The sequence below is a fragment of the Paraburkholderia caffeinilytica genome (genome assembly GCF_046030355.1).
Taxonomy (GTDB): Bacteria; Pseudomonadota; Gammaproteobacteria; order Burkholderiales; family Burkholderiaceae; genus Paraburkholderia; species Paraburkholderia caffeinilytica_B.
In genome coordinates this window covers 24,142-49,991 of sequence record NZ_JAQQCQ010000027.1, presented here as the reverse complement: position 1 = coordinate 49,991, position 25,850 = coordinate 24,142, and the positions used below count along the sequence as shown (strand labels likewise).

Below are 25,850 nucleotides of genomic sequence, written 5' to 3'. Positions count from 1 at the left end.
GCTTAAGCAAGGAGATCCCGGGCGATCTGGATTCGATGAATTTCAGACGTTCCTTCGCCAATCCGAAACGCGCGCGCGTCGCGATACATCCGCTCGATCGGCAGATCTGACACATAGCCAGCGCCGCCGAAAATCTGCAACACGCGGTCCGCCACGCGGCCGACCATTTCGCTGCCGTACAGCTTGGAGCGCGAAGCAGCCACCCGCACTCGCGAATCACCTGCGTCGGCAAGCGATGCCGCGTGATATGTCAGCAGACGCGCGGCCTGCAATTCGACTTCCGAGTCGGCCAACATGAACTGGATTGCCTGGTGCTCACTGATCGGCTTGCCGAATGTCACCCGCTGTTTCGCGTATGCGACTGCCAGTTCCAGTAATTCGCTGGCCATTCCGATGTATCGGCCTGAGTATTGAATACGCGTAGCGTTGATGGTCGCCATAATGCCGTCGAATCCGCCGCCGACCTCACCCAGCACGTGCGTATCGGGAACTTCATAATCCTGGAGTGCGAATACGCCGAGCGAACTGCCATGCCAGCCCATCTTTTTCAATGTCCGCAAATAGCAGAAACCCGGATGTGCGCACTCGACAACGAACAGCGTATAACGGGAACGTAACGGCGCTTGCGGGTCGGTGACTGCAAGGAGGATGACAAAGTCCGCGGTCTTCGCGCCAGAAATAAACTGTTTGGTGCCATTCAAGACCCAGCGTTCGCCCACCTTGCTGGCGCGAGTCGCAACACGGCTAAAGTCGGAGCCGGCATCCGGTTCGGTGATCGCATAGGCGAGTAGTTTTTCGGCTCGCAGAATGGGTTCGAGAAACCATTCCCGCTGTGCGGGACTCACGAATTTCAGGCTGCCAGGCAAATAGCCGAGCGTGGCCGCCAATGCGACGGTCGTGCGCCCCAACTCTTCGCCAATCACCACCTGCGCCAACGCGTTCAATCCGCCGCCGCCCACCGACTCCGGCAGGTTATGTCCGTACAGGCCCAGTTCGACCGACAATTTTCGCAATTGCTTGTCGACTACCGGATCGACCTCGTCGGCTTCGTCGACCTCTCGCTCGAGGGGGCGCAGATTTTCATCGACGAATTTCCTGACGGTTTTTCGGATCATCTCCATTTCGTGGGGCATCGTGAAATCCATACTTTCCTTTCTTGCGAGTAGTGGCAAAACAGGTGGTTTCGACCAGGTAAGCGTCAGTTCCGCAAAAAGCACCTAGTTATCAGACGGCGCGTCGACAGGGGATACGTACGGCATACTCTTCCGGGCGGCTTGCCGCAGGGTGCGTACAGAATTGGTTTGCTGCTCTTCCTGCACGTGTGCAAGTAAACCACCCGCACGAGAGATAACTGCCAGCCCGCGCATGATGGACGGCTCAAAGCCGATCTCGAGCAGCAGCGCGCCGATTATTCCGGTCGCGTTGATCGTTATATGCCGCTGATAGATCCGATCGACTGCACGGGATAACACCAGCAGCAGGTTGACGTAGTCGCCTGCCAGACCGCAGTCGCGCGCGATCGACAGCAACCGCGGCGTACGCGGATCGTCCGGCTTGTGAATCGGGTGACCGAAGCCGGGTACAGCCAGTTTTCGATCGCGATAGCCGAGCACGATCCGGTCGCAATACAGTTCGGCGTCTTCCCCCGAATCGATGCCTTGTTTGAGCAGCTTTGCACAATCCTCCATGGTGCCGGCGAATACGCTGCCTACGGTGAGCAGCCCCGCAGACATCGCCACCTGAACGTCAGCCGGGACACTATGGGCCGCCAATCGCGCGATCAGGGCTGACGGCGTCAGCCCGTGCTCCATCAGGGTAACCAGAGCGGCGTCTAGAACCCTGGTTTGTGCCGGCGTCGGAAATCGGTTGCGAAGCAGGAAAAATATCATCTCCGTGTACGTGTAGTGGCCAATCAGATCGCTGACCAAATCACGGCCTTTAATCTCGATGCGATCGATCAGGACGTCGGCTATCTGCGTTTTCGACTCGGACATGGGTACGCAACTTTATGCATGAAAAGGAATGAACGCATCGCGGCCAACTTAGCGTCCGCTAGACGATGTTTCGCTGCTTATTCTTGCTTTGAGACGAGTTTAAGCAGTCCCTCCAGCGGAGGAAAGCGATCACCGCGCAATTCATATTTGATAAGAAGTCACGACGTTCGTAAGCGTATGGAAAGATTTTTTGGCAGGGGAATCCGCGTGGGTTGTGTGTCGCGTAATTACGGCAAACGCAATGACCGCGATTGCGTGACCTGGTCCGAGGAGGCAACTGCCGTCGAAACGCACCCGGCATTTGACTGATTGGCGCGGCTGCCCTGCGGGAGCCGTGCCTCGTTGCTGGTTGACCGCCGTCGGAACCTGCTCCATTCCCCCATAAACCGCACGTCCCTCGCGCCAACCACCGCCCAGGCGCGCCGATGGAGGTTGGAAAGAAGTCGAGGCTCGCTATCCGGACTTGCAAGGACGTTTGACACTGGTGCAAACGGTGCCGACCACCAGTCCCGATTTCCAGGGCGTGAAGAGCGGCGCCGAGATCGCGCTCAGCCGTGATGGCCGGTTCGTCTATGTCGAGAACCGCGCCGAAAATACGCTCGTGGTGTATCGCGTGAATCCGGATTCGGGCCAGCTTGTTCTCGTTCAACGTGTTTCCTCAGGCGGTGAAAAACCGTGGGGATTCGCGCTTCATCCGTCGGGCAAGTGGCTGCTGGTCGCCAATCAGCGCAGCGGCACGGTGAATGTGTTCAGCGTCGATCCGGCGTCCGGCAAGGTGGCGGCTACGGGGCAGGCGGTGGAGATGGCAACGCCGGTGAGCGTGGCTGTCGTGGAGGCTCTGTCAGGTTGATAGGGGGCGGCGATAGAGTGAAGTGATGACGTTCGCCGCAGAATACCCGCACAGTTGAGCGGTGACGCCTCCTGAGAGGCGCTGGGCATGAATGCATCAAAACGAGGCCAGACTCTTTTATAGTCAACTGAGACCAGTAAGCATCGAGTAAGAACAGCGCCCTACAGTTTGCTCATCCTCGGAACATGATAGTCACAGTATGTTTCAGTTCCGGAAATACCCGGACTACACGAAGGAATGAGCATGCAGAACCGGCCGACTATAAGCTATGTGCGCACGATTGCTCCCGATGGGCATCGGTTGAACTGGACACCACCCCCGGGCTGGAAAAAACAACTTGTGGTGCCGTTGCCTGGACCCGTTGCGATCGATCACTATATCGCGGGCGCGTCGGAACTTATCGATCTGGAGACGACGGAGCCGGTCTTTACTATGCACTTAAAGGCGCTGACGACACTTGAGATGCGTACGGATAAAGGGTGGGCCCCGAAGCCCGTGCGTGCGCCGCTGGCGTACGCGCCATCCGGATTCGCGGCCTCCAGCCGATGGTCGAATGATATCGAATGGCTTGCCGTCCACTTCGACTCGTCATGGTTGGCCCGGTCCGGTCTGCTGGTCAGTGCGCGGACCGTCCCGCCGGAACCCCACTTCGACGTGAGCGACGATTTGCTCATGCAGATCGTCAGGACCCTCCATGAGGATGCACTCGCGGGGATGCCATTGGGTCCGACGTACTCGGAAACGCTGGGCGCAGCCGCGCTTGGCCGCATGTCGTATCTGGAGTCGAAGCGGCAAGTCAGGGAATACACGCATGCGCGGGCGATGCAAAAGGCCGTCGAGTACATCCGCGACAATTTCCGGGAGCCGCTGGCGCTCGTGATGCTCGTCGAAGCGACTGACTATCCCGGCGACCTGTATTCATTCATCAGAAGTTTCAAGAAAGCCCACGGACTCACCCCTCATCAGTACATCATCGAGAGCCGTTTGCAAGCCGCGCGGGACCTGATCGAACGCCGGCAATGCGACGTGACCGAGGCCGCGCTCGCGTGCGGCTTTTCGACAACGAGCCACTTCTCGGCAACGTTCCGCAGACGGTGGGGTTTTTCGCCGTCCGGACTTAAGTCGCGTTCCGCGATCGTTACGCGAGAGGAAGAGACAGGATCCATAGACCGCTGATCGTCAATACGATCGTCAGTACGAGCAATGGCAATTGATTACCCATCACGGTGCCGGCCAGCACGTGATTCCGGATGGCGATTGCATGCGTGATGTAAACGCTCAGAATATGGCCGACGAGAATCAGGAACACCTGGGCATGCCAGATATATCCGGCATTGATGAGAAGCGATGTCGGTGAGGGATCTGGCGACGTCGGCAGCAGACGCCAGCCGAGTCCGAGCGGATCTGAGAGGATCGAGAAGATTTGCCGGCCCTGATCCAGGAATAGCGTGAAGTAGTGGCAAACGTTGTAAAACAATGCAATCGGCAATAGCAAAAGGCCGAATTGCCGCGTAAAGACCTTTCCATCCAGCGCTGAACGTGATCCAAGGGCGCCGAGTACGCAGAAGCCTCTGAATAGGCAATAGTAGGCTAGCCCGATCACAGCAAACGTGACCCACTGCCCGGCAAGAACAATCTCCCCTGATATCGCATAGTTGTTTTTGAGCGCCGGAAACAGCTGGACGATCAACGGGTAAATGCTGCGCCAGAAGAAGTTGTTCCAGCTCGCCGTGTCGCGCAAACCGTCGTAGACCGTCGACGAGAGCATGAACGACAGGAAGATCACGATGCTGGCATCCAGCGGCTTCTCCGATGCAATGTCGGTGATTGGATCCCTCAGTTTGATCCCGATACCGTTCTCCGGTAGACGAAACCACTCGAACGGCGAAAGTCGTGTGCACAGTCGGCACAGGATACCGAACGCGTCGAAGTGATTGAGCCACACCTCTCGGCCGAAGCAGAGCGAACCGGCCAGCGCATAAGCTAGATAGGCAACAAGAAACAGGCTTGCATCTCGCGGCCTTCCCGCTCCGAATAGTTCCAGGGCGATGAGCGCGATATAAGCGAGCAGGGCAGGGTACGATGCCAGGCATCGAGGATATTGATACCGCGTTCCGTCTATTCCGGGAAAGTAACGCGCGGCGATTCGCAGTATCAACGCAAACGGATTCGTGAACGAATAGATGTTGCCGAATACCGCGCTGACATACATCGATCCCAGATAGAACCAGAGCCAGAAGCCTGACATGCTGATGTTCAGGAACGGGTTCTGGGTTCCGGCGATGCCGGAAATGATCAACAGAACAACGAAGAGCGTGCTTGCGATTTGTCCGACCCGGAGTATGGCGGCTGGTATCCGCAGCGTTCCGTCCCATTGATGCGCCGACGCTCGCATGTCCGGGCTGCGGGCGCCCGATGCGAATACCAGGATCGTGAAGGAGACGATGAGCGTTCCGGTGGCAGCATAAGCATAGAGCCACAATGGAACGGGAAGATAGTAAGGAATACTCCACGCATGCGCGTCGGCCAACGCCGGAAAACAGGTGAGGATCGACGCAGCCACTGGGAACAGACAGCTTTTTCCACGCGGCGAATGGATTTTTACGCGGTTGTTCATGCCGCATGACCCGCCCTCGATATCGTCACGCATTCCAACGATCCTCGCTTTTTTTCGATCAATAGTCGGCAGATGAAATCAATCCCGTTATCTTCCAGCCGACGTCCTTTTCCTGTTCCGAGACAACCCCGATCGTGTCGTAAGGTGAGTCAAGCAGCTTTATCAACGCAACGGCACGCTTGTTCCCATCGGCCGAATTGGGCAGTGCGAAAACCAGGAAAGGCAGAATCGGGGATGGCTTGTCTCCTTCCACGATGAGAGGCAGCACGGCATCGTTCAACGACTTGAAAACCTGGAACGACGCACGGTTGCGAAACGGCGCGTACGAATTTCCTGTCGAATGCGGTTGATCCTCCATGGCCAGGTACGTGCCGTGATCCCGCAGTCGCCATCCGACGAGTTGATCGACCAGCGCGCCGTCCGGCTTGCGGCTGTGATCGGGTGAAAGCGCGGACAGCCAGTGCTTGTCGACAGGTGACGTCGTCAACCAGTCGCTGAAGAAGTGCGTGTAGAACTCTATGAGTGCCTTCTCCACACCCGGTTGCGCGGTTGGCGGCGCGGGCGTCGGGATGTCGCGCCGGCCGCCCCACCGGGCAGCCTTCCATGCGGGACCGTCCGGCAGACTCGTTCCGTCGAGAAAGGAGGTGTCTGCAATACCGTTCGCGACGAACCAGTCCGCTTTCGCCCGCTTTGTTCGCGCGTCGATAAAACGAGGGAGAGTTTGCCGTATCTGCTCCCATGGCAACGCATGCCTGAGCGATCCATTGACATTCGGATACCTCAGCATCTGAAGGTAGGTGGACTTTGCCATCGCCTCCACATCGGCAGACCAACGCCAGGTTATATCGGCCACATGACTGGACGGACCACCGCGATCGGCCGGCGCAGCCATCGCGAGACTGGCGTCGCATTCGATTCCGTAGCGGCTCCAGTCCGGAACGGAGGGCGTGCCGCGGTGCGCCCAGGCGTCTTGCAACGAATGGAGCGATCGACCGAACTCGCCGAGCATGAACGCCGCGTTACGCCCTTCGGCCCGCCGCAATGTCGTATCGATCAAAGCTCGGGGAGCCGGTCCGTCCGGCACCACTGTTCGGGTTTGCACGCTGGCCGGAACCCTGGTCGCGCTCGGATAGTGCACAGCCTGAGTATCCACGGCATCGGGCGTGAAGCGCGATAGACATGCAAACTGCAAAGGCGACGTCATGTATTCGATCGAGCCGGCATCCATGCGCTGATTTGCAAGCGCGATCGCGTCGGCCTCGCCGGGTGCGAAGCCTGCCTGCTTCGCGAGCCACAACGTGAGACCGAAGTGCACATCCGATTCAAAACCGGCGCAGGTCAGCGGAATGGCGAGCACGGCCAGCAATAACAGCGTGGCGGGGCCCGAGTTGCGCCGCGCGAGGCGCCGCACGTCGACCGTGCGGGCCGTATGCCCCTCGTGACGCGACACGAGGGGGGCGTGATGCCTGCGCGTCAATTGCCGATCTCCGTCGCTTTTGTGCTCTCGGGGAACGGCCAACTGCCGTTTTCGAACGACAGGACGAGCAGGCCATTGTCCTCGCACGCTGTGGTCAGCAGGTGCCGGTCGAAGTCGAAATCTAGGCGCGAAGCGCACCAGTCCGGGCCGCCTGCGCGATATTGGCCAAGCATGAGATGTCCCGAACCGGCGCCGGGGGATTGCACGGAAGGCGGGTTGTAATACGCGATTTCCTTAGGCTTTGACGGATCCCGGATATCGAAGACGCGCACACCAGAATTGAAATAGCTGCAGGCAAGTGCGGTCGCGTTTTCTCTATTGTCAACGCTGCAGTAGTGACTGCCGTAGGTGAACGTGGCGAGGCCCTGTATGTCAGGAATGACCTTGCTGCAGTTCTCGACTGCGTGCGTTTCGAGTCGAAGCTCGGATACAAGCCGCGGGGCAGTTTCGTTCGACATGTCGTAGATATGTCCAAGCGGAAAGGGTGTCATACCGGCATTGCAGGCGGCTTTTACGGCCGTCGCTCCGGCATCCTGAAGGCCGCCGGATCCCCCTTCATCGACTTCAACCAGATAGGGTTTGCCACCCACGGAAAACGGGATCGTATGTTGCGCCACACTGCCATCGCGAACCGGCACCGTCGCGATTCGCTGCATTTGTGCATTTGGAAGCCGGCTCTGTACCTGGCTGGTGTCGATGACGAAGAACCCGTTATCCCCATTCGAGTTCATATTGTTCAGCGGCGGTGCTCCCGTGCCGGCCGCCGTGCCTCCGTTTCCGATCGCAACGAAGTATGCGCGCGTCCCATCCTGGCTCACGGACAAGCCGTGGGGAATTGATCCGAAGCCCAGATTGGAGATGCTGATTGTGGATATCAGCTTCGGTCGCGTCGGTACCGTCAAATCGATCGCATAGTAGGATTTCGCACCAGGTGACCCGATGTAATACGTGAGGCCGTCCGGGGAGAATCCGCCTTCATGGCCCAGCGGCGATGTGGTCGGAACGATGCCTCCATCTGCTCCCGTGCCCACGGGGACGCTAGCGAGAAGTTGTGGCCGGGTGCAGTCGGTAGCGATGTCGTACAGATCGAGCTCGGGGCCGCCGCCACCGCCGAGCCCGTTATCTCCTGCCAGGATTCCACGTGCGACATTGACGCGCAAAGACTCCCACGGATCGATCATCGCCGTGGACGTCAACGAGCTTACCCGCACGGGGTTGGCCGGATCGGTGATATTGATCACCGGTACTCCGGGGTTCACGCGCGGCGGAGCAGCAGGATTGGTGAATAGCGGGCTTGCGCCCATCGTCGCATGATAGAAACAGGTCTGACCTTGCTTGTCGGTGTAGGTCGCGGCCGACCAGGACGCGCCTTCACCCTGAAGCTGGCTGACACGTTTCAGATTGCAGTTGAAGCCACCGAACCCGGACTGGCGAAGCGCGGCCGGCACCTGGCCCTGCAGCGCCGTCTCGGGTGTATCGCCCGCGCTGCAGTTCGGCACCCGTGGAACGACATAGTCCGCCACGGATACATTGGACGCTGGACCCGCGGTATCGTCGGCGTGCCCGCCACAACCTGTGAGCACGAGCGTGCCGAGCGATATCGCGATCGCTAACCCGTTCCGCAATTGCATCATTGTCTCCTCCTGTTTTGTATAACTCGATGAGCCGAATTCTTTAGCTAGTCATTCGGATATATCTCGATCGTGGCGACCTCGAGCTGTTCGCCGTTCTGACTATGAAGGTGAAGTGAAAAACGCCCGGTGATACCAACCGGCAGAATGTCCAGCGATTGATCGGTCCCGGATACGCAAGCGGCGACAGCGCCGGGTATTTCATGGACCATCAAAACGCCGGCTTCTTGTGAATGAACATTGATATGCGCCGCCATGCCTTCGCGAATCGCTATCACGGATCGTTCCCACGGGGCCTTGTCCCGATCGACGGAGACGGAGAAAATCTGTCGATCCGGAAGTCTTGAGGACCCCCAGGACAGATGTTTCGCGACACCGTATGCCAGCACCAATGTCGAAACAGTCGCGATCAACGCGATGGATCGACGCTGGCGTCGCGGATTCCTTTCCTCCATCCCAGCACTCCGCTCGATCAGTTTTCAGTCGACACCACACTGTCGTTCCGACTGTTCCGCTACCCGGGTGGTCTCGGTTCGACGAATATTAGTGATCGGCACAATGCAGAGATATCTGCTTATTGCGAGTTGTCGGGAAATTGCGTCCGGAGTAACCCCAGTGACGCTACCCAGACGGTCCGTGCGGTCCGGATTTGTGCCATGCGGTCAAGGTTAGGGATGTTGCCTGGTGGCGCGGAGATCCATACCTGCGCGCATTGCTGAGACATGGTGCGCGCATCGGCGATATGTCACGTTAAGGTGTCATGCTGCATGGCAGCAGTCGATTCAATACAGCTGTGAGCCGCGTCAACGCAGCCAGCACCCTGAAAGGCGTCCATTACGCCGGGAGAACCTGACGCACCAGTGGGTAGCGTCATGTCGTTATCTCCGCCCGCGTTTACCGCCGGCGCTTTGCTCCGCTCTGCGGCCGCTGAGCCTCGTGCATGTCCAGGGAATAATCGAAAATTAGCCCTGGCTGCAGGCGGCTTTCGTTAGAATCAGTTTTCGCCGAGACAAAAAAGCCTATTTTCATTGGCGCCGCGGTGTCGAATCACAAATACTGCTGGCCTGATTCTATTGTTTATCTTTTACCGGAGGCGAGCATGCCGGGTTTACTTCCCAATGTCGACCACGATGGACTCCTTGAGTATTCAGTGGTTTACACCGATCGATCGATCAATCATATGTCGCAGCTCTTTCAAGGAGTCATGCGCGATATTTCGGGCGCCCTGAAAAAAGTCTACAACGCTAAGTCGGCCGTTATCGTGCCGGGCAGCGGAACGTTCGGCATGGAAGCCGTCGCCCGGCAGTTCGCGACGAACAAGAAGTGTCTGGTCATTCGTAATGGCTGGTTCAGTTTCCGCTGGTCGCAGATTTTCGACATGGGCGGCATTCCGTCTGAATCGGTGGTGTTGAAGGCGCGCCCAGTCGAACAAGGAAGGCAGGCCGCCTATGCCCCGGCCCCGATCGAAGAAGTGGTCGCCGCGATCAGGGAACACAAGCCGGATCTGGTCTTTGCGCCTCATGTCGAGACCGCATCCGGAATGATGCTGCCCGATGCCTATCTGCGCGCAGTGTCCGACGCTGTGCACGCCGTCGGCGGCATGTTTGTACTGGATTGCATCGCTTCCGGCACGATCTGGGTCGACATGGAGGCCAACGGCGTCGACGTGCTGATCAGCGCGCCGCAAAAGGGGTGGAGCGCCTCACCTTGCTGCGCGCTGGTCATGCTCAGCCCGCTCGCCCGCGAACGTATCGATGCCACGACCAGCACCAGCTTCGCTTGCGATCTTCGCAAATGGCTGCAGATCATGGAAGCCTACGAGAACGGCGGATTCGCATACCACGCCACGATGCCCACGGACAGTCTCGCCACGCTGCGCGACGTGATCAAGGAAACCGAGGCATACGGTTTTGACAAGGTGAGAGCGGAGCAGCTTGAACTCGGTGAGCGCATTCGCTCGCTCCTGGCTGGCAAAGGTTTCAGAAGCGTGGCGGCTGAAGGTTTTCAGGCACCGGGCGTCGTGGTCAGCTACACGGACGACGATGGCATTCGATCCGGCAAGAAATTCGCCGACGCCGGCTTGCAGATCGCACCCGGCGTTCCCCTGCAATGCGACGAGCCTGAAGATTTCAAGACCTTCCGCGTCGGATTATTCGGTCTGGACAAACTGCATGACGTCGAAGGCGCGGTCGCGAGGTTCACCAAGGCGTTGGACAGCATTCTTTAGATTGCCTTTCCAGAGCCTGCGCGGATGGCTCGCCCCTGAATTGCAACGGCACCGGCTTGATTGCCGTGTAAAAAGTGCCTATTTTGGGCTGAACCTTGATTCGCTCTGCCACTAGCGATATCTTTACATCGATCCTGGTCGTCGAATTCGGGTGAACGAGGGGAGGGCCGTTTCGTGAAGATAGCGTGGGCATTCTGCTGCGTCGTCACCTTGAGCGCGATCCTCGGTGCGTGCGGTAAGGACGGATCGCGAAACGCGACGGAGGCGTCGGGTGCATCCGCAAGTCAGGCGCCGGGTCAGCCAGAGCAGGGCGCGAGCGGCACGCTCGCTGCGTCAGGCGCGCAACAGACCCACGCATTGGGCGCCGTCACCAAGGCACAGTTGCCGGCGGAAGCAGCCGAAACACTGCGGCTGATCAAAGCGGGTGGCCCGTTTCCTTTTGGCGAAGATGGTGTCCTGTTCCGTAACAGTGCGCTTTTGCTGCCGACGCATCCGCGCGGCTACTACCACACATACACAGTTCGCACGCCCGGCTCGACGGATCGCGGGCTGCGCCGGATCGTATGCGGCGGCCCGCGCAGGCAGACCAGCGACTGCTATTACACCGAAGATTACTACGTCAGTTTTAAGCGCATAGCCGAATAAAGACCGGCTTCAGCCTCGCCGCATCGTTGCGGCGAGGGTAGCTTTGCTACGAGCTGGTAACGTTTCAGTACAGCGGCGTTCCCGAATTGTAAGCGCCGACGAAGGACTGCCAGTCCAGGTTGACCTGAGTCGCGTAGCTGAACGCGAAGGTTGAAATTTCGGACTCCAATCCGCTCGTGCTCGTGACAGCATTACTCACCTGCTTATCGATGCTGTACTGGACGATCGCACTGTTGTAGTCCTGGTCGGAGATGGCGTGAGCCGATGCCAGCGCCTGGCCCAGATAAGTGGCAGCGGTATTGAGCTTGCCGGCACTGCTCAACTGGGTATAGTCGAAGTCTTCCTCATACGGCGACTTTTCGTGGAAGTAGAAGGTCAGCCCGTTGATCGTGGCGTAACCCGCCAGCACGTCGGCATTGAGCGTTTGGGCCTTGTTGGTCAAGGCGACGCGGGCGCCGTCGTTGCTGTTATCAGCGGACGCCAACGTCTGCCCATTGCTGCTCGCTACAGCCACGGCGCTAGTGGTTTCCTGCTTCAGTTCGAGAATCACGTCATCCGAGGTGGAGGTTGACGGACCTTCGATCAAGACGTAGTAGCGCAGCTTGCCCAGGCTGCCGACGCCCGAACCCAATTTCTGGTGAATATCCTTCACCTGGTAGTAACTGGCAGCGTATTGCTTGGATGAAGAGATGCTGCTGATATAGCTGCTCATCGCTGCGGCGATGTTGCTGTAGGTCGCACTGTTTACGGCCACCAGCGTGTTGGCGATGTTCTGGAAGCTGCGCACACCATTCGTCACCTGAGTGTACTTGCTCAACAGGCTGGAGCGGCTATCACCGTTGGAGTTGCTGATCGTTGTCTGCACGACGCCGGACGTATTGCCGTTCTTGAGCTGAAAACTGAGTTCGGCGCTGCTGCCCATGAAATTGTTCATTTCGCTGACATAGGCGGCCACCATGGTCTTGATGGCGGTCGTGATGTCGCTATCGGCAATGCCATTGGCGCGCCCCGCGAGGACCATGCTGGTGGCCAGCCGGCGCAGATCCCAGACGTATTGGCCGAGATAGCCCTCATCGAAATCGTCGACAGAGAACACGTTGTTGCTATTGCTGTCCTGCCACGCGCCGAAATTTCCGATGTGGGCATCGCCGCCAATCCACGTGTAGCCAGTCTGCGTGGTGGTGTAGCTCGATGCAGGCAGGGTCAGCATGTCCTGGTAAAAAATGTGGTCGGTACCGCGATAGAAATCGAAAGCGCCGCCTGCCATGGTCGCCATCTTGGTCGCGAGGTCGGTGCTGTCGGTAGCCGCAAAGGGATGGTTATAGTTATAGATTTGCGTCACCACCCAGCTAGTGCGCGAAGTCTGAGCCTGAGCGGCAGACATACACAGCAGGCAGGCGGCGGACAAAGCAATCCACGCTTTCTTCATTGTTTTCCCCTGAGATAAATAAAAAGGAGCGACATGGCCGCTCCTTACCGAATTCAGGCGATTCAAACAATGTTGGATGACAACGGCGTGACCTGGCAAAAATTCGAATGAGTGTTTTGGGGAATATCCGATGATGGCTCGGGGTCGAACTGAGTCACTCGTCATCCGATTGAGTGTTGTCCAACGGATCAACGGTGGCGCGATGGAGGGATTCTTCGTGGTCGATAAATCCCGGCCAATGGCTGGGCTTGCCAAAGAGGTTGCCGATCGTTCCGTTGCAACCACTCTGCGATGGTCTCGTCCTTCAGCGCTTCCTCGGCGTGGTGCTTCGCTCTGACGCTATCGAACGATTCGCCACACGCACCTACGCTGTCCGCCGGACCGGCTCACTCCGTTCAGCCGTCCAGCACACCGGACCAGATGAGCCACCCCGCACGAAAAGGAAGGGGCGGCCAGCCTTGAACGTTGCCTACACTCCCTGACGAACCGTCTCGATTTGACATCAAGCGGATCCGGGGGCGAGCCCGTGAAGCAGCATTCTCGTCCACTGTTTCCCGCAGGGCCGTCAAAAAATGGCCTCTTCGAGGTCTTCGAACCGAACGCGTCGGGGCGCGTCAACCGTCAATCGCGGCGAACGATCCACGCCACGCCGTCAATCGGCGTCGGCGCTTCGTCGGCACGTGCTTTCGCTATTTCGCCCTGGCGGTCGCCGAATCGAGCCTGCGGAACACCTGAAAACGAGGAACCATTCAATGGACTATCAGTATTTGCTGCTCGACATTACCGACAAGGTCGCGACGGTGACCATCAACCGTCCCGACAAAGGCAATGCGCTTGCGCCCGGCGTGCTCGAGGAAATCATTTCCGTCTTCATAAGCCTCGGCGAACGGGAGGACGTCAGCGTGGTCGTTCTGACGGGGGGTGAGCGCTATTTCTCGGCCGGATTCGATCTCAACGAAATCCGCAAGCTGGAGAAGGTCTCGAACGAAGCGTACACGGCGCTTTTTCATCGCGCCTACCGGGCGATCCTCTTCTATCCTCAGCCGGTCATTGCCGCAGTGGGCGGCCCGGCCATCGCGGGCGGCTTCGATCTGACCATGATGTGCGACATCCGCTACGCCTCCACCCGCGCGAAGTTCGGCCAACGCGAAGTGATGCTGGCATTGACGCCCGTACTCGATCCGCTGTGGCGAATCATCGGGCTCGGCCGCGCCAAGGAAGTCGCGCTGACCGGCCGAATCTATGACGCGGCGGAAGCAGAACGGATGGGCTATGTCAGCCGTGTGTATCCGGAAGGCGAGCTGCTCTCGTCGGTGAGCGCTATTGCGGCGGAGATGGCCAACTGTGACCGCATGTGCCTGCTTGAAACGAAGCGTCTTTCCAATCAGTTGCTGAATCTCGACCTGGACGGCGCCATGCGGACTCAGGAGTGGCTGTTCCGCAGCTATATCGGCTCGGACGAGAACCATAAACGCATCGACGCGCTGCAGGCTCGCCTGGCCGCCGACCGTCGCAAGTAATCGCGCTGCCCACCCTAAACCGAAATTACAGGAGAACGTCGCGATGAACGTGCTGATCGTGTTCGCCCACAACGAGCCTCAATCGTTTAACGCATCCATGAAGACGCTTGCCGTCGAGGAACTCGAGGCGCAAGGGCATGAGGTGACGGTATCGGATCTCTACGCCATGCAATGGAATCCCGTTGCGGATCGCGATGACTTCGGCAGCCGCGCCAACGCCGATTACCTCGTCTATGCGCTGGAGCAACGGCACGGCTACGAGAAGAAGACCCTCGCGCCCGACATCCAGGCCGAACTGGACAAGCTGGACCGGGCTGATCTGGTGATCTTCAACTTTCCGGTCTACTGGTTCTCCATGCCGGCGATTCTCAAAGGCTGGGTCGACAGAGTCCTCATTTCCGGCCGTTGCTATGGGGGCATGCGGTTCTACGACCGTGGCGGACTGAAGGGCAAGAAGACGATGCTCGCCATGACTATCGGCGGCCAGCAGCACATGCTGTCCGAGGGCGGTATTCACGGCGAGCTGGAAGACATGCTCAGGCCGATTCTGCGCGGCACGCTGGCCTATACGGGCATGACCGTGCTGCCGCCGTTCGTTGCCTGGCATGTTCCCTACATCAAGCCCGAGCAGCGCACGGAAATGCTGGAGCAGTATCGCCAGCGACTCCGGCAGATCGACAGCCTTGAGCCCCTGCAGTTTCCGTCAATGGACGATTTCGACGACATGCTGCGCCCCAAGGCAGTGTGCCGCGAAACGCATTGAAAAGGACGCCACCATGTCACTGATTCTTTCGCGCCGCGATCTGGATTTCATGTTGTACGAATGGCTCGACGTCGAGACGCTCACGACGGCCGCGCGCTATGCGGACCATTCACGCGAGACCTTCGACGCCGCGCTGGACACCTGCGAAAAGATCGCCACCGATTTGTTCGCCACGCACAACAAGAAGAACGACGAGCAGGAGCAGCATTTCGACGGCGAGACCGTGCATGTCATTCCCGAGGTCCGGCGGGCGCTGGCCGCCTTTTGCGAAGCCGGCCTGATGGCCGCCGGGCAGGACTACGAGCTTGGCGGCATGCAACTGCCGATGGTGCTCGAAAAAGCCGGTTTTGCCTGGTTCAACGCGGCGAACATCGGCACCACGACATTTCCGTTTCTCACTATCGGCAATGCGAACCTGCTGCTGGCCCACGGCACGCGCAAACAGATCGACACGTTCGTGCTGCCGGAAATGGCGGGCCGCTTCTTCGGCACGATGTGCCTGTCCGAGCCGCAGGCGGGTTCGTCGCTCTCGGACATCACGACGCGCGCCGAGTACGAGACAGACTCGTTACTCGGTGCGCAGTATCGTCTGCGTGGCAACAAGATGTGGATTTCCGGCGGCGAGCATGAGCTGTCGGAGAACATCGTGCACCTCGTGCTCGCGAAGATTCCCGGTCCGAACGGCAAGCTGGTGCCGGGCGTGAAGGGCATTTCGCTCTTCATCGTTCCGAAGTACCTTGTCGGCGAGAACGGTTCGCGCGGTGAGCACAACGACGTGGTCCTCGCGGGGCTGAACCACAAGATGGGTTATCGCGGCGCCACCAATTGCCTGCTGAATTTCGGCGAGGGCGTGAAGTACCGGCCGCGCGGCGAGGCGGGCGCGATCGGCTATCTGGTGGGCGAGGCCGGCCAGGGGCTCACTTACATGTTTCACATGATGAACGAGTCGCGCATTGGAGTAGGGCTCGGTGCGGCGGCGCTCGGTTACACCGGCTATCTGCATGCGCTCGACTATGCGCGCAACCGTCCGCAAGGACGTGCCACAGGGCCGGCCGGCAAGGACCCGGCGAGCCCGCAGGTCAGGCTGGTGGAACACCCGGACATCCGCCGCATGCTGCTGGCGCAGAAGAGCTATGCGGAGGGCGGTCTCGCGCTCAATCTGTACTGCGCGAAGCTCGTCGACGAAGCACGCGCAGCCGAGGCCGGGAACGATGGCCAGACGGCGCAGGCGTACTCGCTGCTACTCGACATCCTGACGCCGATCGCCAAGAGCTGGCCGTCGCAATGGTGTCTCGAAGCGAACAACCTCGCCATTCAGGTGCACGGCGGCTACGGCTACACGCGCGAATACAACGTCGAGCAGTTCTACCGGGACAATCGCCTGAATCCGATACACGAAGGCACGCACGGCATCCAGGCGCTGGACCTGCTCGGCCGCAAGGTCACGATGAAGGACGGCAAGGCGTTGCGAATGCTCGTCGACCGGATGCGGGCGAGCGCCGCGCGCTCGACGGCCACCGGCGACACGGCGCTCGTGGAGTACGGCGCGATGCTCGATGAGATCGTGACGCGGCTTGTCGAGGTGACCGACGCACTATGGGCCGCCGGCGATCCCGCGCTGACGCTCGCGAATGCCTCGATCTATCTTGAGGCGTTCGGCCATGTGGTGGTGGCGTGGATATGGATCGAACAGGCGCTTGTAGCGCAGGCCGCGCTTGCCGGCACCGGCACCGGTACCGGCGACAAGGCGTTTTATCGCGGCAAGCTTGCCGCAGCGGCGTATTTCTATCGATGGGAATTGCCGCGCGTCACGCCGCAACTGAATCTGCTCGCCTCGCTGGATCGCACTGCGTTCGACATGCAGGACGCGTGGTTCTGAAGAACGGCAACGCACCGGAAAGCGGTCGCGCTTTATCTGACCTTGATGAGCCGCTGCATTCGAAAATGCAGCGGCGCCCGCGAAGGGAGGTTGGTGAATCGAACTACGCAGACCCGGGCGGCTTCATTCCCGCCCGGCATCCTCCGCACGAAGCATTGCCTCAATGGCGGGATTCGCGGACCCACGCGTCTTCATCCATCGCAAGCCGGAAGCCAAGATGCGACATGCCATTCATCGGATCCGTGCCGCGGCGCGCGCTGGTTCGATAGCTGATGCAGTAGGTTTCGCTGCACAGGAACGAGCCGCCGCGCGTCACGCGCTCGGGGGCCGAGGCGGTCGGACCGTTGTCCGGGTCGTAGCTCGAAGCGGGTCCCTGGGGATTGCTGACGACACGTCCGGACGCCGACTCGATGCGAAACGCGTCTGCGCGATACCAGTCGGCCACCCATTGCCAGACGTTGCCCGCCATATCGTAGAGACCATAGCCGTTTGGCGCGAAGCGGCCCACGGCCGTCGTGCCTACCTGAACCTTCTCGTGGCTGCTGCGATCCTCGGTGACGGGGAACGGACGCGCCGCATCGTCCCAGGTGTTCGCCATTTTTTTGCTATTCGGTGCGAATTCGTTGCCCCACGCGTAGTCGGCCTGTTCGAGGCCGCCGCGCGCCGCGTACTCCCATTCCGCTTCGGTGGGTAGCCGCTTGTGCGCCCAGTGCGCGTAGGCGAGCGCATCTTCGTAGGATACCTGCACGACCGGATGATTCTCCTTGCCGGCAATGCTGCTGCCGGGTCCGGCCGGATGCCGCCAGCTCGCGCCCGGTACAAACTTCCACCAGCGTGAGTAGTCGTTCAACGCGACGGGCGCGTCCGTGCCGGTGAAGACGAGGGCGCCGGCGACGAGCGTGTCGTCGGCGGGGCGCGGCGTGCCGGGCGGCAACTGAACCGCCAGATCTTCCCAGCGCGGCTTGCGCTCGGCTGTCGTGACATAGCCGGTCGCGGCGACGAAACGCGCGAATTCCGCGTTGGTGACGTCGTGCCGGTCGATCCAGTAGCCATGCACCTTGACCTCGTGCGCGGGCCGTTCGTTGGGCAACGCACGCGGGTGCTCGCTGCCCATCATGAATTCACCGGCCGGAATCCACACCATGTCTTGCGGGCCGGCCGCGCCGTCGCCCACGGTGAGCGGGGCAGGGCCCTTGAAGTGCTCATACGCGGCAATCGCGGTGCCGGTCATGAGAAGCGTGAGCGCGACCGCGCCCGCCTTGTGCCACTGTTTATTTGCTAGCTTCATTGCTGTTTCCAATACCAAAAGCGCCGGCGTCGGTTCGGACGTCGGCGCGATCAAGCCTACTTGAGCGAGGCCTGGGTTCTGGGCGGGTACTTCTTGAGCACCTGCTGATAGCGGGCGTACTCCATCACGAGCGGCACGCTGGCGGGGATATGCCGGATCGCGATCGACTCCTCTTCCTTCGGGTCCGTGTACAGATTGAAGACCAGCACGGTCCACGCATCGCCGACCATCCCGGCGAAGCCGCCGTTGTAGCCCTTCTGGGTCACCGCGTCCGGAAGCTGGAATTTCTTCATCAGTTTGAATTCGTCGACCCGCACCGCGGAAAGCGAGTCGTTCCAGAAGTAGAAGACGCTGCGCCGGTTGGAAACACCCTTGTCGGCAAGCAGGAACGAGGTCTGGTCGATGCCGTCGACGTACGTCGTGGGCGGCACGAGCTTCGAGAGACCCGCACCCGGCGTGCCGGCCAGCGCAATCGACGTGTTGAACAGGTCGGCGAAATCAAACAGGCCGTCTGAGCGGCGCGGCTCGACCATACCCTTCCAGTAGACGAAGAACGGTGCGCGCACCGCGCCTTCCCAGGTCGAGCCCTTGCCGCCACGGAACATCGAGCGCGCGGCCGGCTGCACCTCCTGCTCGGGGCCGTTATCCGAGGTGAAGAACACGATCGTGTTGTCCAGTTCGCCGTTCGCCTGCAGCGTGTCGATCAGCTTCTTGAACATGTCGTTGACCTGCACGATGCAGTCGCTGTAGTTTGTGCGCGCCGCCGATCGTCCCCTGTAGTAGTCGTTCGGATAGTTGTCGAAGTGGCAGGCACGCGGCGCGTAGTACAGGAAGAACGGCTTGGTGGCGTTCTTCTGGCGGTCGAGGAAGCCGACGGTGTAGTCGAGCCACTTCGTATCGAGGTCCTTGATGGTGTCCGTGTTGATCTCGTACAGGCTTTCGACCTGGCCGCCTTTCACCGCGTGCACGTCGCTCTTGTTGAACGGCAGATTCAGAATGTAGCGATAGCGCTGCGGGCTCAGGGCGATTTCCGGGTTGTATTGCGGGTCGCGCCACTCGGTGTACATGTCGGAGACCGAGAGGAAGCCGCGGAAGTCGTCGAAACCGACGTTCTGCGGCTGCGAGCCGGCGTTCTCGCCCATGTGCCACTTGCCGACGGCCTGAGTCGTGTAGCCGGCGCGCGAGAGCAGTTCCGGCAACGTGGTTAGCCCTTCGAGGCCGCCTGGCTGGCCGTACATCGGCGGAATCTGGATGCCGTGGTGGGCCATGTTCTGGCCGGTCATGATGGTCGCGCGGGTCGGCGAGCAGCTCGGCTGCGAATAGGCCGAGCTCAGGATCAGACTCTGGTTCGCGATGCGGTCGATGTCGGGCGTGGCGTTGCCCACCGCCTCGCCGCCGCCGTTGAAGCCGAAGTCGCTATAGCCGACGTCGTCGAGCAGAAAGACCACGATGTTGGGGCGCTTGCCGGTTTTCTTCTGCAGGGCTTCCAGTTTGCGGGCGGCCTCCTGCGCCTGATCCGCATGCGCGATGACCGGCTCCATGTTGTCCGCGAGCTTGACCGTGCGGGACGCCAGATACTGGTTAGGCTGGTCGTAGCCGGCCAGGCCCTGTTCTTTCGTGGGTTCGGTGATCGTCTGCGCGCTGACCGCGTATGAGAGGGCCAGCGTCGCTCCTGCTGCGAGGAGCAAGGCTGGGATGATGTGTTTCATGGCGTCTCCTGCCGTTGTGGTAATGGCCGGTGACTGGCTGGTGAACGGACCGGGCGCCGGCAGGCGCCATGCCACCACGCGGTTCGCCGCCGCAGTCGATCCGGAAAAGCACGGATACCTCGTGCCGTCCACCGGGTCCGCTCGGCCCGGGAGACGACTCCGACTTCAAAATAACAGGGCATGGCGCGTCGAATCACCCCTCGTTAATAGGGGGCCGCGTCGAATGTGCGTCAGCCGAGTTGGCGCGAGATGATGAGCTTCTGAATGTGGCTCGTGCCTTCGTAGATCTTGCAGACGCGCACGTCGCGCAGATAGCGCTCCACGGGGAAGTCGCACAGATAGCCGTAGCCCCCGTGAATCTGGAGTGCGCTTGAACAGACCTTCTCGGCCATCTCGCTCGCGAAGAGCTTGGCGATCGACGCTTCCTTCATGCAGTCCGCGCCGGTGTCGCACAGCCGCGCGGCGTGGAGGCAGTACTGGAACGCCACGTCGACCTGCGCGGCCATGTCGGCCAGATCGAACGCCACGCCCTGGAGCTGTGCGATCGGCGCGCCATAGGCCTCACGCTCGTTGGCATACTTCACCGCCGCGTCGAGCGCGCCGCGGGCCGCGCCCGCAGCGATGAACGCGATGCCGATGCGGCCATCCGATAAACCGCTCATCACCGTCCGGTAGCCGCCGCCCTCGGCGCCAAGCCGCTGCTCAACGGGCACGCGACAGTTTTCCAGCGCGATCTGCGCCGTGTGGGCCGTGTGCTGACCGAGCTTGTCCTCGATGCGCGTCGTGGCGTAGCCGGGCTGCGACGGATCGACGATGAACGTCGTGGCGCCGCGCTTGCCGGCTGCCTTGTCGGTGATGGCGAATGCCACGCCCACGCCGGCCTCGCTGCCGTTCGAGATGAACTGCTTCGAGCCGTTGAGGACGTAATGATCGCCGTCGCGTACCGCGCTGGTGCGCAGTGCCGCCGTGTCCGAGCCGGCATGCGCTTCGGAGAGCAGGAACGCGCCGATCGACTCGCCGCTCGCCATCGCGGGCAGGAAGCGCTGCTTCTGCGCCTCGGTGCCGTTTTTAGCGATGCACATCGCCGTGAAGTTGTGGACGTGCAGGATCGTGGCGAGGCCCGCGTCGTGCGCGGCAAACTCGTGCTGCGCGAGGCAGAAGTCGAGCACGCCCGCGCCCGTGCCGCCATAAGCCTCAGGCACCAGCATGCCGAGAAAACCGAGCTCGGCCAGCGCCTTGATTTCGGCGTGCGGCCATGCGGACTCGCGGTCGCGCTGGGCGGCCGTCGGTGCGACGATTTCGTTCGCGACACGGCGCGCCGAGTCGCGAATCATGATCTGCTGCTCGTTGAGGAACAGGCCGGAGAGATCTTTACTCATGGATGGTCATCCTTGTGTTGGGTCGAGGCGGGCGGGGCGGCCGAGCGGCGCTCAGCGCGTATCCCAGTCGCGCAGAACTTCCTGGGTGTGTTCGCCGCGCTGCGGGATCCTGCGTGGCGCGGGTAGCGGCGTGGCCGAGAAACGCGGGGCGGGATTGGCCTGCAGGACGCCGCTTTCGCGTGTGTAGACCTTGCGCACTTGCATGTGCGGATGCTGCGCGGCTTCGTCGGGGCTGAGCACGGGCGCGAAGCAGGCATCACTGCCTTCCAGCAGCGCGCACCACGCGTCACGGGTCCGGGTTGCGAAGAGGTCGGCGAAACGTTGGCGCAGGTCGGGCCACGCGCTGGCGTCGTAGGCCTTGTCGAACGCGGGGTCGTCGGCGAAACCGAGCTTTTCGCGCAGCAGGCGATAGAACTTCGGTTCGAGCGAGCCAACCGAGATCATGCCGCCGTCGGCGCAGCGATAGGTGTTGTACCAATGAGGACCGTCGAGCAGGCTCTGACCACGCGTCGCCGTGAACTTGCCGGACGCCTGGAGCGCATGCAGCAAGGTCATCATGTGCGCGCTGCCGTCGACAATGGCGGCGTCCACCACTTGCCCCTCACCCTTCGCGCGCGCATGCATGATGCCCGCAAGCAGGCCCACGGCGAGATAGAGCGCGCCACCGCCAACGTCGCCCACGAGGCTCGGCGGCGTGATGGGCGGTTCGCCTGGTTGGCCTGAATACCAGAGTGCGCCAGACAGTGCGATGTAGTTCAGGTCGTGCCCCGCGGCGTGTGCGAGCGGACCGGTTTGTCCCCAGCCGGTCATGCGGCCGTAGACGAGCTTGGGGTTGTGTTGCAGGCACACGTCCGGGCCGAGGCCGAGGCGCTCCATCACGCCGGGCCGCATGCCCTCGATCAGCGCGTCGCATCGTGCGATCAGTTGCAGCACGGTTTGGACACCCTCGGGCGTTTTCAGATCGGCGGCCACCGAGCGCTTGCCGCGATTCGGGATGTCGTGATTGCCGAGATCGACCCGGTCGGCGTCGGGTTCGACGCGATCCACCACCACCACGTCCGCGCCCAGATCGGCGAGTAACATGCCGCAAAACGGCCCCGGTCCGATGCCTGCAATTTCGAGCACGCGCACACCGGAGAGCGGGCCTTGCCAGTCTGGCGTCATGGTTTGCCTCATCATCGTTGAATGCGGCCAATGATAGAGAGCGCGCGGCGCGCAGACACCCCCTCGGAAGGAAAGGGGGCGGCGGACGGCGGCGTCTGGCGGCGGCGCGTGCGCCCCCTATTCAAGGCAGGGGCGGGCGCAGTGTGTGTGCGAGTCGGCGCAGAGGGCGGTGCAAAAGGCAGTGCAAAAAGTGGTGCAAAAGGTAGTGCGAAGGGCGGTGCACATGGCAGTGCAGAGGGTGGCGCAAAGTGCAGTGCAAAAGGCAGTGGGCAAGGCAGTGCAGAGGGCCGTGCAACGAACGGCGGCTCAGGTCCCGCCGCCCACGCTCATTCGATGTAGCCGTGCTCGCGTGCCCATGTCATGGCGTCGTAGCGCGAGGAGACGCCGAGCTTGGTGAGGATGTTGCGCACGTTCCATTTCGTAGTCCCGACCGAGATGTTCAGGGTCAGGGCGATGCGCTTGTTGGACATGGCCTGCGAGATCAGCAGCAGGATCTCGCGTTCGCGTGGTGTGAGATTGATGCCTTCGCGCGCGAGCGCCTGCGTGTCCGGCTTGCTGGTGCGGATGGGCGGCGGCGGGTGTGCGGCGTCACCGGGCTTCAGCAGCGCGTCGAGCAGTATCGCGGCCTGCGGCGAGAGCGCCGCCGCGTTGCGTAGCGTGGCGAAGCGCGGCGCGACCGGCCCGCCGTCGTCGATGAACGTGCGCACGAGTCCGAGCGTCGCGCCTGTGTTCAACGCATCGACGAGACACTGCCGGGCTGCCGGCGCCTGCTCGATGTCCTCATAGGCGGCCGCCGCCAGCAGGTTCACGCGGACGAGCAGTCGTTCGCGGCCGGCAGCGAGCGCGAAGGCGCGCGCCTGCTGGAGGGCATTGAGCGCTTCGGAAGTGTTGCAGTTCACGAGCGCGAGGCGGGCACGCGCGATCGCCGCGATCGCCTGCGTTTCGTCGGCCAGGGCCGGCTCGGCTGCGCCAACGTCCGCTGTGGCGAGCGCGTCGAGTTGCGCCATGACGCCTTGCGCGCGCACGTGGTCTCCTTCGTCGAGCAGGATATGCACCGCCTCGCCCAGCATGAAGGCGGCGGGCCGCGGCAGGCCGAGCGCCCGGAAATGCGCGGCCTGCCGCTGCAGGAAGGCAAGGGCCGCCGCCGAACCCTGATCGATGCGGTCGAGCCGGGCGTGGACGAGCGATGCCTGCACCATGACGTCGGGCCACGAGGCGCGCAGCAGGTTCGTCCGGTTGGCGAGGACGTCGCGCGCATCGGCGATGCGGTCGAGTTCGTAGTACGCGTCGCCGAGCATGGCGGCGCACAGGTCCGCACAGACCGAGTGCCGCCCGTAGGTCGTCTCGGCCTGCTGGAGCAGCGCCGCGCCAAGGCGCGCCGTTTCGCGGACCTGGCCTTGCTTCAGGTGGGTCGCGGGCAGCGTGGCCTCGAACATCAGCGCGATCTCGCTGCCCTGATCGTCGCTCTGCACGGTGTGCTCTTCGTGCAGGCGCAGGGCTTCACGAATACGGCCCACGTGCGCGAAGGCGGTCACCAGCGCACCGATGTAGACGTATTTCAAGGTCCGGTTCGACGGCCACGATTCCTGCGGGCGCTCCAGCAAACCAACGACGTGCTGGCCGTCGTCGCGCTGCGTCGCGATGGTTGCTTCCGCTAGCGCGAGCTGGATTTCCATGCCGGGCAGGCGGGCCGCGTGGCTGCGCCGCAACTGGTCGAGCCAGCGCTGTGCCTGCGCCGGCCGAGCGGTCAGCGCATAGGTCAGGCAGCCGAGAAAGGAGAGCCGCGGATGTTCGGCGAGCATCTCCTCGGGCAGATGGTCGAGCAGCTGGGCCATCGCGCCGACGGCGCTGAAACGCCAGTCGGGCGGCATGGCGCTTTCGACGGTCCGCACCGCGAGCGCGAGGTCGCCGGTGAACTTCGCATGACGCACGGCGTCGACGAGCATCTGCTGGCTCGCGAACCAGGCGCTCGCGCTGCGGTGCAGCGCCTGCACGAGGTCGCCGCCACGCGCGGCGAGCCGGTTGCCGAGGAACTCGCCGAGCAGCGGATGAAAGCGGTACCACGGCGTGCGATCGTCGGTTTCGACGCGCTGGATCAGCAGAAATTCCTCTTCGGCGCGCTTCATGAGATCGGCGGCTTGCGTCTGCCCCGTGACGTGAGCAGCGAGTGCCGCGTTGAAGCGCCGCAGCGGCGCGAGCATTTCGAGGAACGCGATCATGTCCGCCGGTACCTGCGCAATCACGTCCTCGGCAAGGTAGTTCTGCAGATCGCCCGAGCGGCGCAACAACACCGGCAACTGGCCGCGCGCGGCCGGGCGATTGCGCAGCATGATCGCGATGAGCTGCAGGCTCGCCGGCCAGCCGTGCGTGACGTCCTGGATCAGCTGGAGTTCGTCGGCGGTCAGCTTGATCGTCGCGAGATTCTGCTCGAAAAACGCCTGGGTTTCGTCGAGGCTGAACGGCAGATCTTCGAAACCGGCCTCGGCGAGCTGGCCGTACACGCGCAAACGGCTGAGCGAGAGCGGCGGCGTGGTGCGCGAGGCGATCACGATGTGCAGATTGGCGGGGCTGTGGGTGACGAGCTTGCGCATCAGTTCGTGCACCCACGGGTCGTCGACGTGATGGTAGTCGTCGATGAAAAGATAGATATCCTTCGCAACCCGCTCCGCGAGCGCGATGAGTGTCGCGGCGACGGGCTCGACCGGCCACATCCGGTCGTCGTCTTCGGCGGCGGGCATGTCGTTGGGCGCGACGCCGAGGCGCGCGAGCGCGCCAAGCAGATCGCGGCAGAACACGGCCTTGCGCCGGTCGTCCGCTGCGAGCGCGAGCCAGGCGACTTCCGCACCGTGCTTCATCAGTTCCTGGCGCCATTGCACAAGCAGGATGGTCTTGCCGAAGCCTGCGCTCCCCGTGATGAGCGTGAGCGCGCAATGCTGCGCCTCGTTGCGCAGGCGCTCGATGAGCCGCTTGCGCACGATATGGCGGGGGCCGATGCGCGGCGGCGCGAACTTCGCCGGCAGGTTGGACTCGTCGGGCTGGGGTGTCTGGATTGTCAACGTCATGGCTTGGCTCGCCGCGGGCGGCACGCGCTCCGGACGGCCCGGGCGGCAGATGAGACCGGTTGCGCGTGCGAAGGTCTCATCGCGTCCGGCAAGGCGGCAGTCGTGCGCTGGGCGCCGCACCGGTACCGGGCATCTCGTCGGTTTCGATGCTAGCACGCATGATGCGCCGGTGACCCCCTCTTATCGGGTGTGGAGTCGCGGCCCCCCCGCAAATGA

19 protein-coding genes are annotated in these 25,850 nt (G+C 61.7%); 7 read left to right on the top strand and 12 right to left on the bottom strand.

Annotated elements, in window-relative coordinates; translation table 11 throughout:
• Window positions 1-2 precede the first annotated feature (2 nt).
• Window positions 3-1,115 (bottom strand): acyl-CoA dehydrogenase family protein, encoded by a 1,113-nt coding sequence (locus PQQ95_RS30705; RefSeq protein ID WP_408444539.1) that lies wholly within the window; start codon window positions 1,113-1,115, stop codon window positions 3-5.
• Window positions 1,116-1,217: 102 nt separating this feature from the next.
• Window positions 1,218-1,994 carry a citryl-CoA lyase gene (locus tag PQQ95_RS30700; protein WP_408444536.1) on the bottom strand — a complete coding sequence of 259 codons (777 nt, stop codon included), beginning with the start codon at window positions 1,992-1,994 and terminating at the stop codon, window positions 1,218-1,220.
• Window positions 1,995-2,457: 463 nt separating this feature from the next.
• On the opposite strand from PQQ95_RS30700, the gene PQQ95_RS30695 reads away from it, so the two are divergent.
• Window positions 2,458-2,844: a lactonase family protein gene (locus tag PQQ95_RS30695; protein WP_408444534.1), complete on the top strand. Its 387-nt coding sequence runs from the start codon at window positions 2,458-2,460 to the stop codon at window positions 2,842-2,844.
• 237 nt (window positions 2,845-3,081) lie between these two features.
• Window positions 3,082-4,020: a helix-turn-helix domain-containing protein gene (locus PQQ95_RS30690; RefSeq protein WP_408444531.1), complete on the top strand. Its 939-nt coding sequence runs from the start codon at window positions 3,082-3,084 to the stop codon at window positions 4,018-4,020.
• On the opposite strand, the gene PQQ95_RS30685 is transcribed toward PQQ95_RS30690, so the two are convergent.
• From PQQ95_RS30685 to PQQ95_RS30670, 4 genes are read right to left on the bottom strand one after another with little or no spacing between them, the layout of a single operon-like run.
• Entirely contained in the window at window positions 3,983-5,494 is a 1,512-nt protein-coding gene (locus PQQ95_RS30685; RefSeq protein WP_408444528.1) for a hypothetical protein, read from the bottom strand. The genes PQQ95_RS30690 and PQQ95_RS30685 overlap by 38 nt on opposite strands.
• Window positions 5,495-5,519: 25 nt before the next feature.
• Window positions 5,520-6,938 carry a hypothetical protein gene (locus tag PQQ95_RS30680; RefSeq protein WP_408444527.1) on the bottom strand — a complete coding sequence of 473 codons (1,419 nt, stop codon included), beginning with the start codon at window positions 6,936-6,938 and terminating at the stop codon, window positions 5,520-5,522.
• Window positions 6,935-8,572 (bottom strand): LVIVD repeat-containing protein, encoded by a 1,638-nt coding sequence (locus tag PQQ95_RS30675; RefSeq protein WP_408444525.1) that lies wholly within the window; start codon window positions 8,570-8,572, stop codon window positions 6,935-6,937. Before PQQ95_RS30675 ends, PQQ95_RS30680 begins: the two co-directional genes overlap by 4 nt.
• A 44-nt stretch (window positions 8,573-8,616) precedes the next feature.
• Window positions 8,617-9,024, bottom strand: a complete 408-nt coding sequence (locus PQQ95_RS30670) for a hypothetical protein (RefSeq protein ID WP_408444522.1) — start codon at window positions 9,022-9,024, stop codon at window positions 8,617-8,619.
• A 644-nt stretch (window positions 9,025-9,668) separates the two neighbouring features.
• On the opposite strand from PQQ95_RS30670, the gene PQQ95_RS30665 reads away from it, so the two are divergent.
• Window positions 9,669-10,796, top strand: a complete 1,128-nt coding sequence (locus tag PQQ95_RS30665; protein ID WP_408444653.1) for an aminotransferase class V-fold PLP-dependent enzyme — start codon at window positions 9,669-9,671, stop codon at window positions 10,794-10,796.
• Window positions 10,797-10,970: 174 nt separating this feature from the next.
• Window positions 10,971-11,441, top strand: coding sequence for a ribonuclease (locus PQQ95_RS30660; protein WP_408444519.1), 471 nt, complete (start codon window positions 10,971-10,973; stop codon window positions 11,439-11,441).
• Window positions 11,442-11,505: 64 nt separating this feature from the next.
• Here the strand turns inward: PQQ95_RS30660 and PQQ95_RS30655 are convergent, their stop codons facing one another.
• The gene (locus PQQ95_RS30655) at window positions 11,506-12,936 is read right to left on the bottom strand and encodes a DUF2252 domain-containing protein (protein ID WP_408444517.1); all 1,431 of its coding nucleotides are present in this window, start codon (window positions 12,934-12,936) and stop codon (window positions 11,506-11,508) included.
• A gap of 701 nt (window positions 12,937-13,637) precedes the next feature.
• On the opposite strand from PQQ95_RS30655, the gene PQQ95_RS30650 reads away from it, so the two are divergent.
• From PQQ95_RS30650 to PQQ95_RS30640, 3 genes are read left to right on the top strand one after another with little or no spacing between them, the layout of a single operon-like run.
• Window positions 13,638-14,390, top strand: coding sequence for an enoyl-CoA hydratase/isomerase family protein (locus PQQ95_RS30650; RefSeq protein WP_408444514.1), 753 nt, complete (start codon window positions 13,638-13,640; stop codon window positions 14,388-14,390).
• A gap of 43 nt (window positions 14,391-14,433) precedes the next feature.
• Window positions 14,434-15,153: an NAD(P)H-dependent oxidoreductase gene (locus PQQ95_RS30645; RefSeq protein WP_408444511.1), complete on the top strand. Its 720-nt coding sequence runs from the start codon at window positions 14,434-14,436 to the stop codon at window positions 15,151-15,153.
• A 13-nt stretch (window positions 15,154-15,166) separates the two neighbouring features.
• A complete protein-coding gene (locus PQQ95_RS30640; protein WP_408444508.1) occupies window positions 15,167-17,032 on the top strand; it encodes an acyl-CoA dehydrogenase in 1,866 nt (621 codons plus the stop codon).
• Between the two features lie 160 nt (window positions 17,033-17,192).
• On the opposite strand, the gene PQQ95_RS30635 is transcribed toward PQQ95_RS30640, so the two are convergent.
• The 5 genes from PQQ95_RS30635 to PQQ95_RS30615 all read right to left on the bottom strand — a co-directional run bounded on the left by PQQ95_RS30635 (window position 17,193) and on the right by PQQ95_RS30615 (window position 25,634).
• Window positions 17,193-18,320, bottom strand: coding sequence for a formylglycine-generating enzyme family protein (locus PQQ95_RS30635; protein ID WP_408444505.1), 1,128 nt, complete (start codon window positions 18,318-18,320; stop codon window positions 17,193-17,195).
• 56 nt (window positions 18,321-18,376) lie between these two features.
• Window positions 18,377-20,029: a sulfatase-like hydrolase/transferase gene (locus PQQ95_RS30630; RefSeq protein WP_408444503.1), complete on the bottom strand. Its 1,653-nt coding sequence runs from the start codon at window positions 20,027-20,029 to the stop codon at window positions 18,377-18,379.
• 230 nt (window positions 20,030-20,259) lie between these two features.
• Window positions 20,260-21,408, bottom strand: coding sequence for an acyl-CoA dehydrogenase family protein (locus PQQ95_RS30625; RefSeq protein WP_408444500.1), 1,149 nt, complete (start codon window positions 21,406-21,408; stop codon window positions 20,260-20,262).
• Between the two features lie 51 nt (window positions 21,409-21,459).
• Entirely contained in the window at window positions 21,460-22,572 is a 1,113-nt protein-coding gene (locus PQQ95_RS30620; RefSeq protein WP_408444497.1) for a CaiB/BaiF CoA transferase family protein, read from the bottom strand.
• Between the two features lie 326 nt (window positions 22,573-22,898).
• Entirely contained in the window at window positions 22,899-25,634 is a 2,736-nt protein-coding gene (locus PQQ95_RS30615; protein WP_408444495.1) for a winged helix-turn-helix domain-containing protein, read from the bottom strand.
• Between the last annotated feature and the right edge of the window lie 216 nt (window positions 25,635-25,850).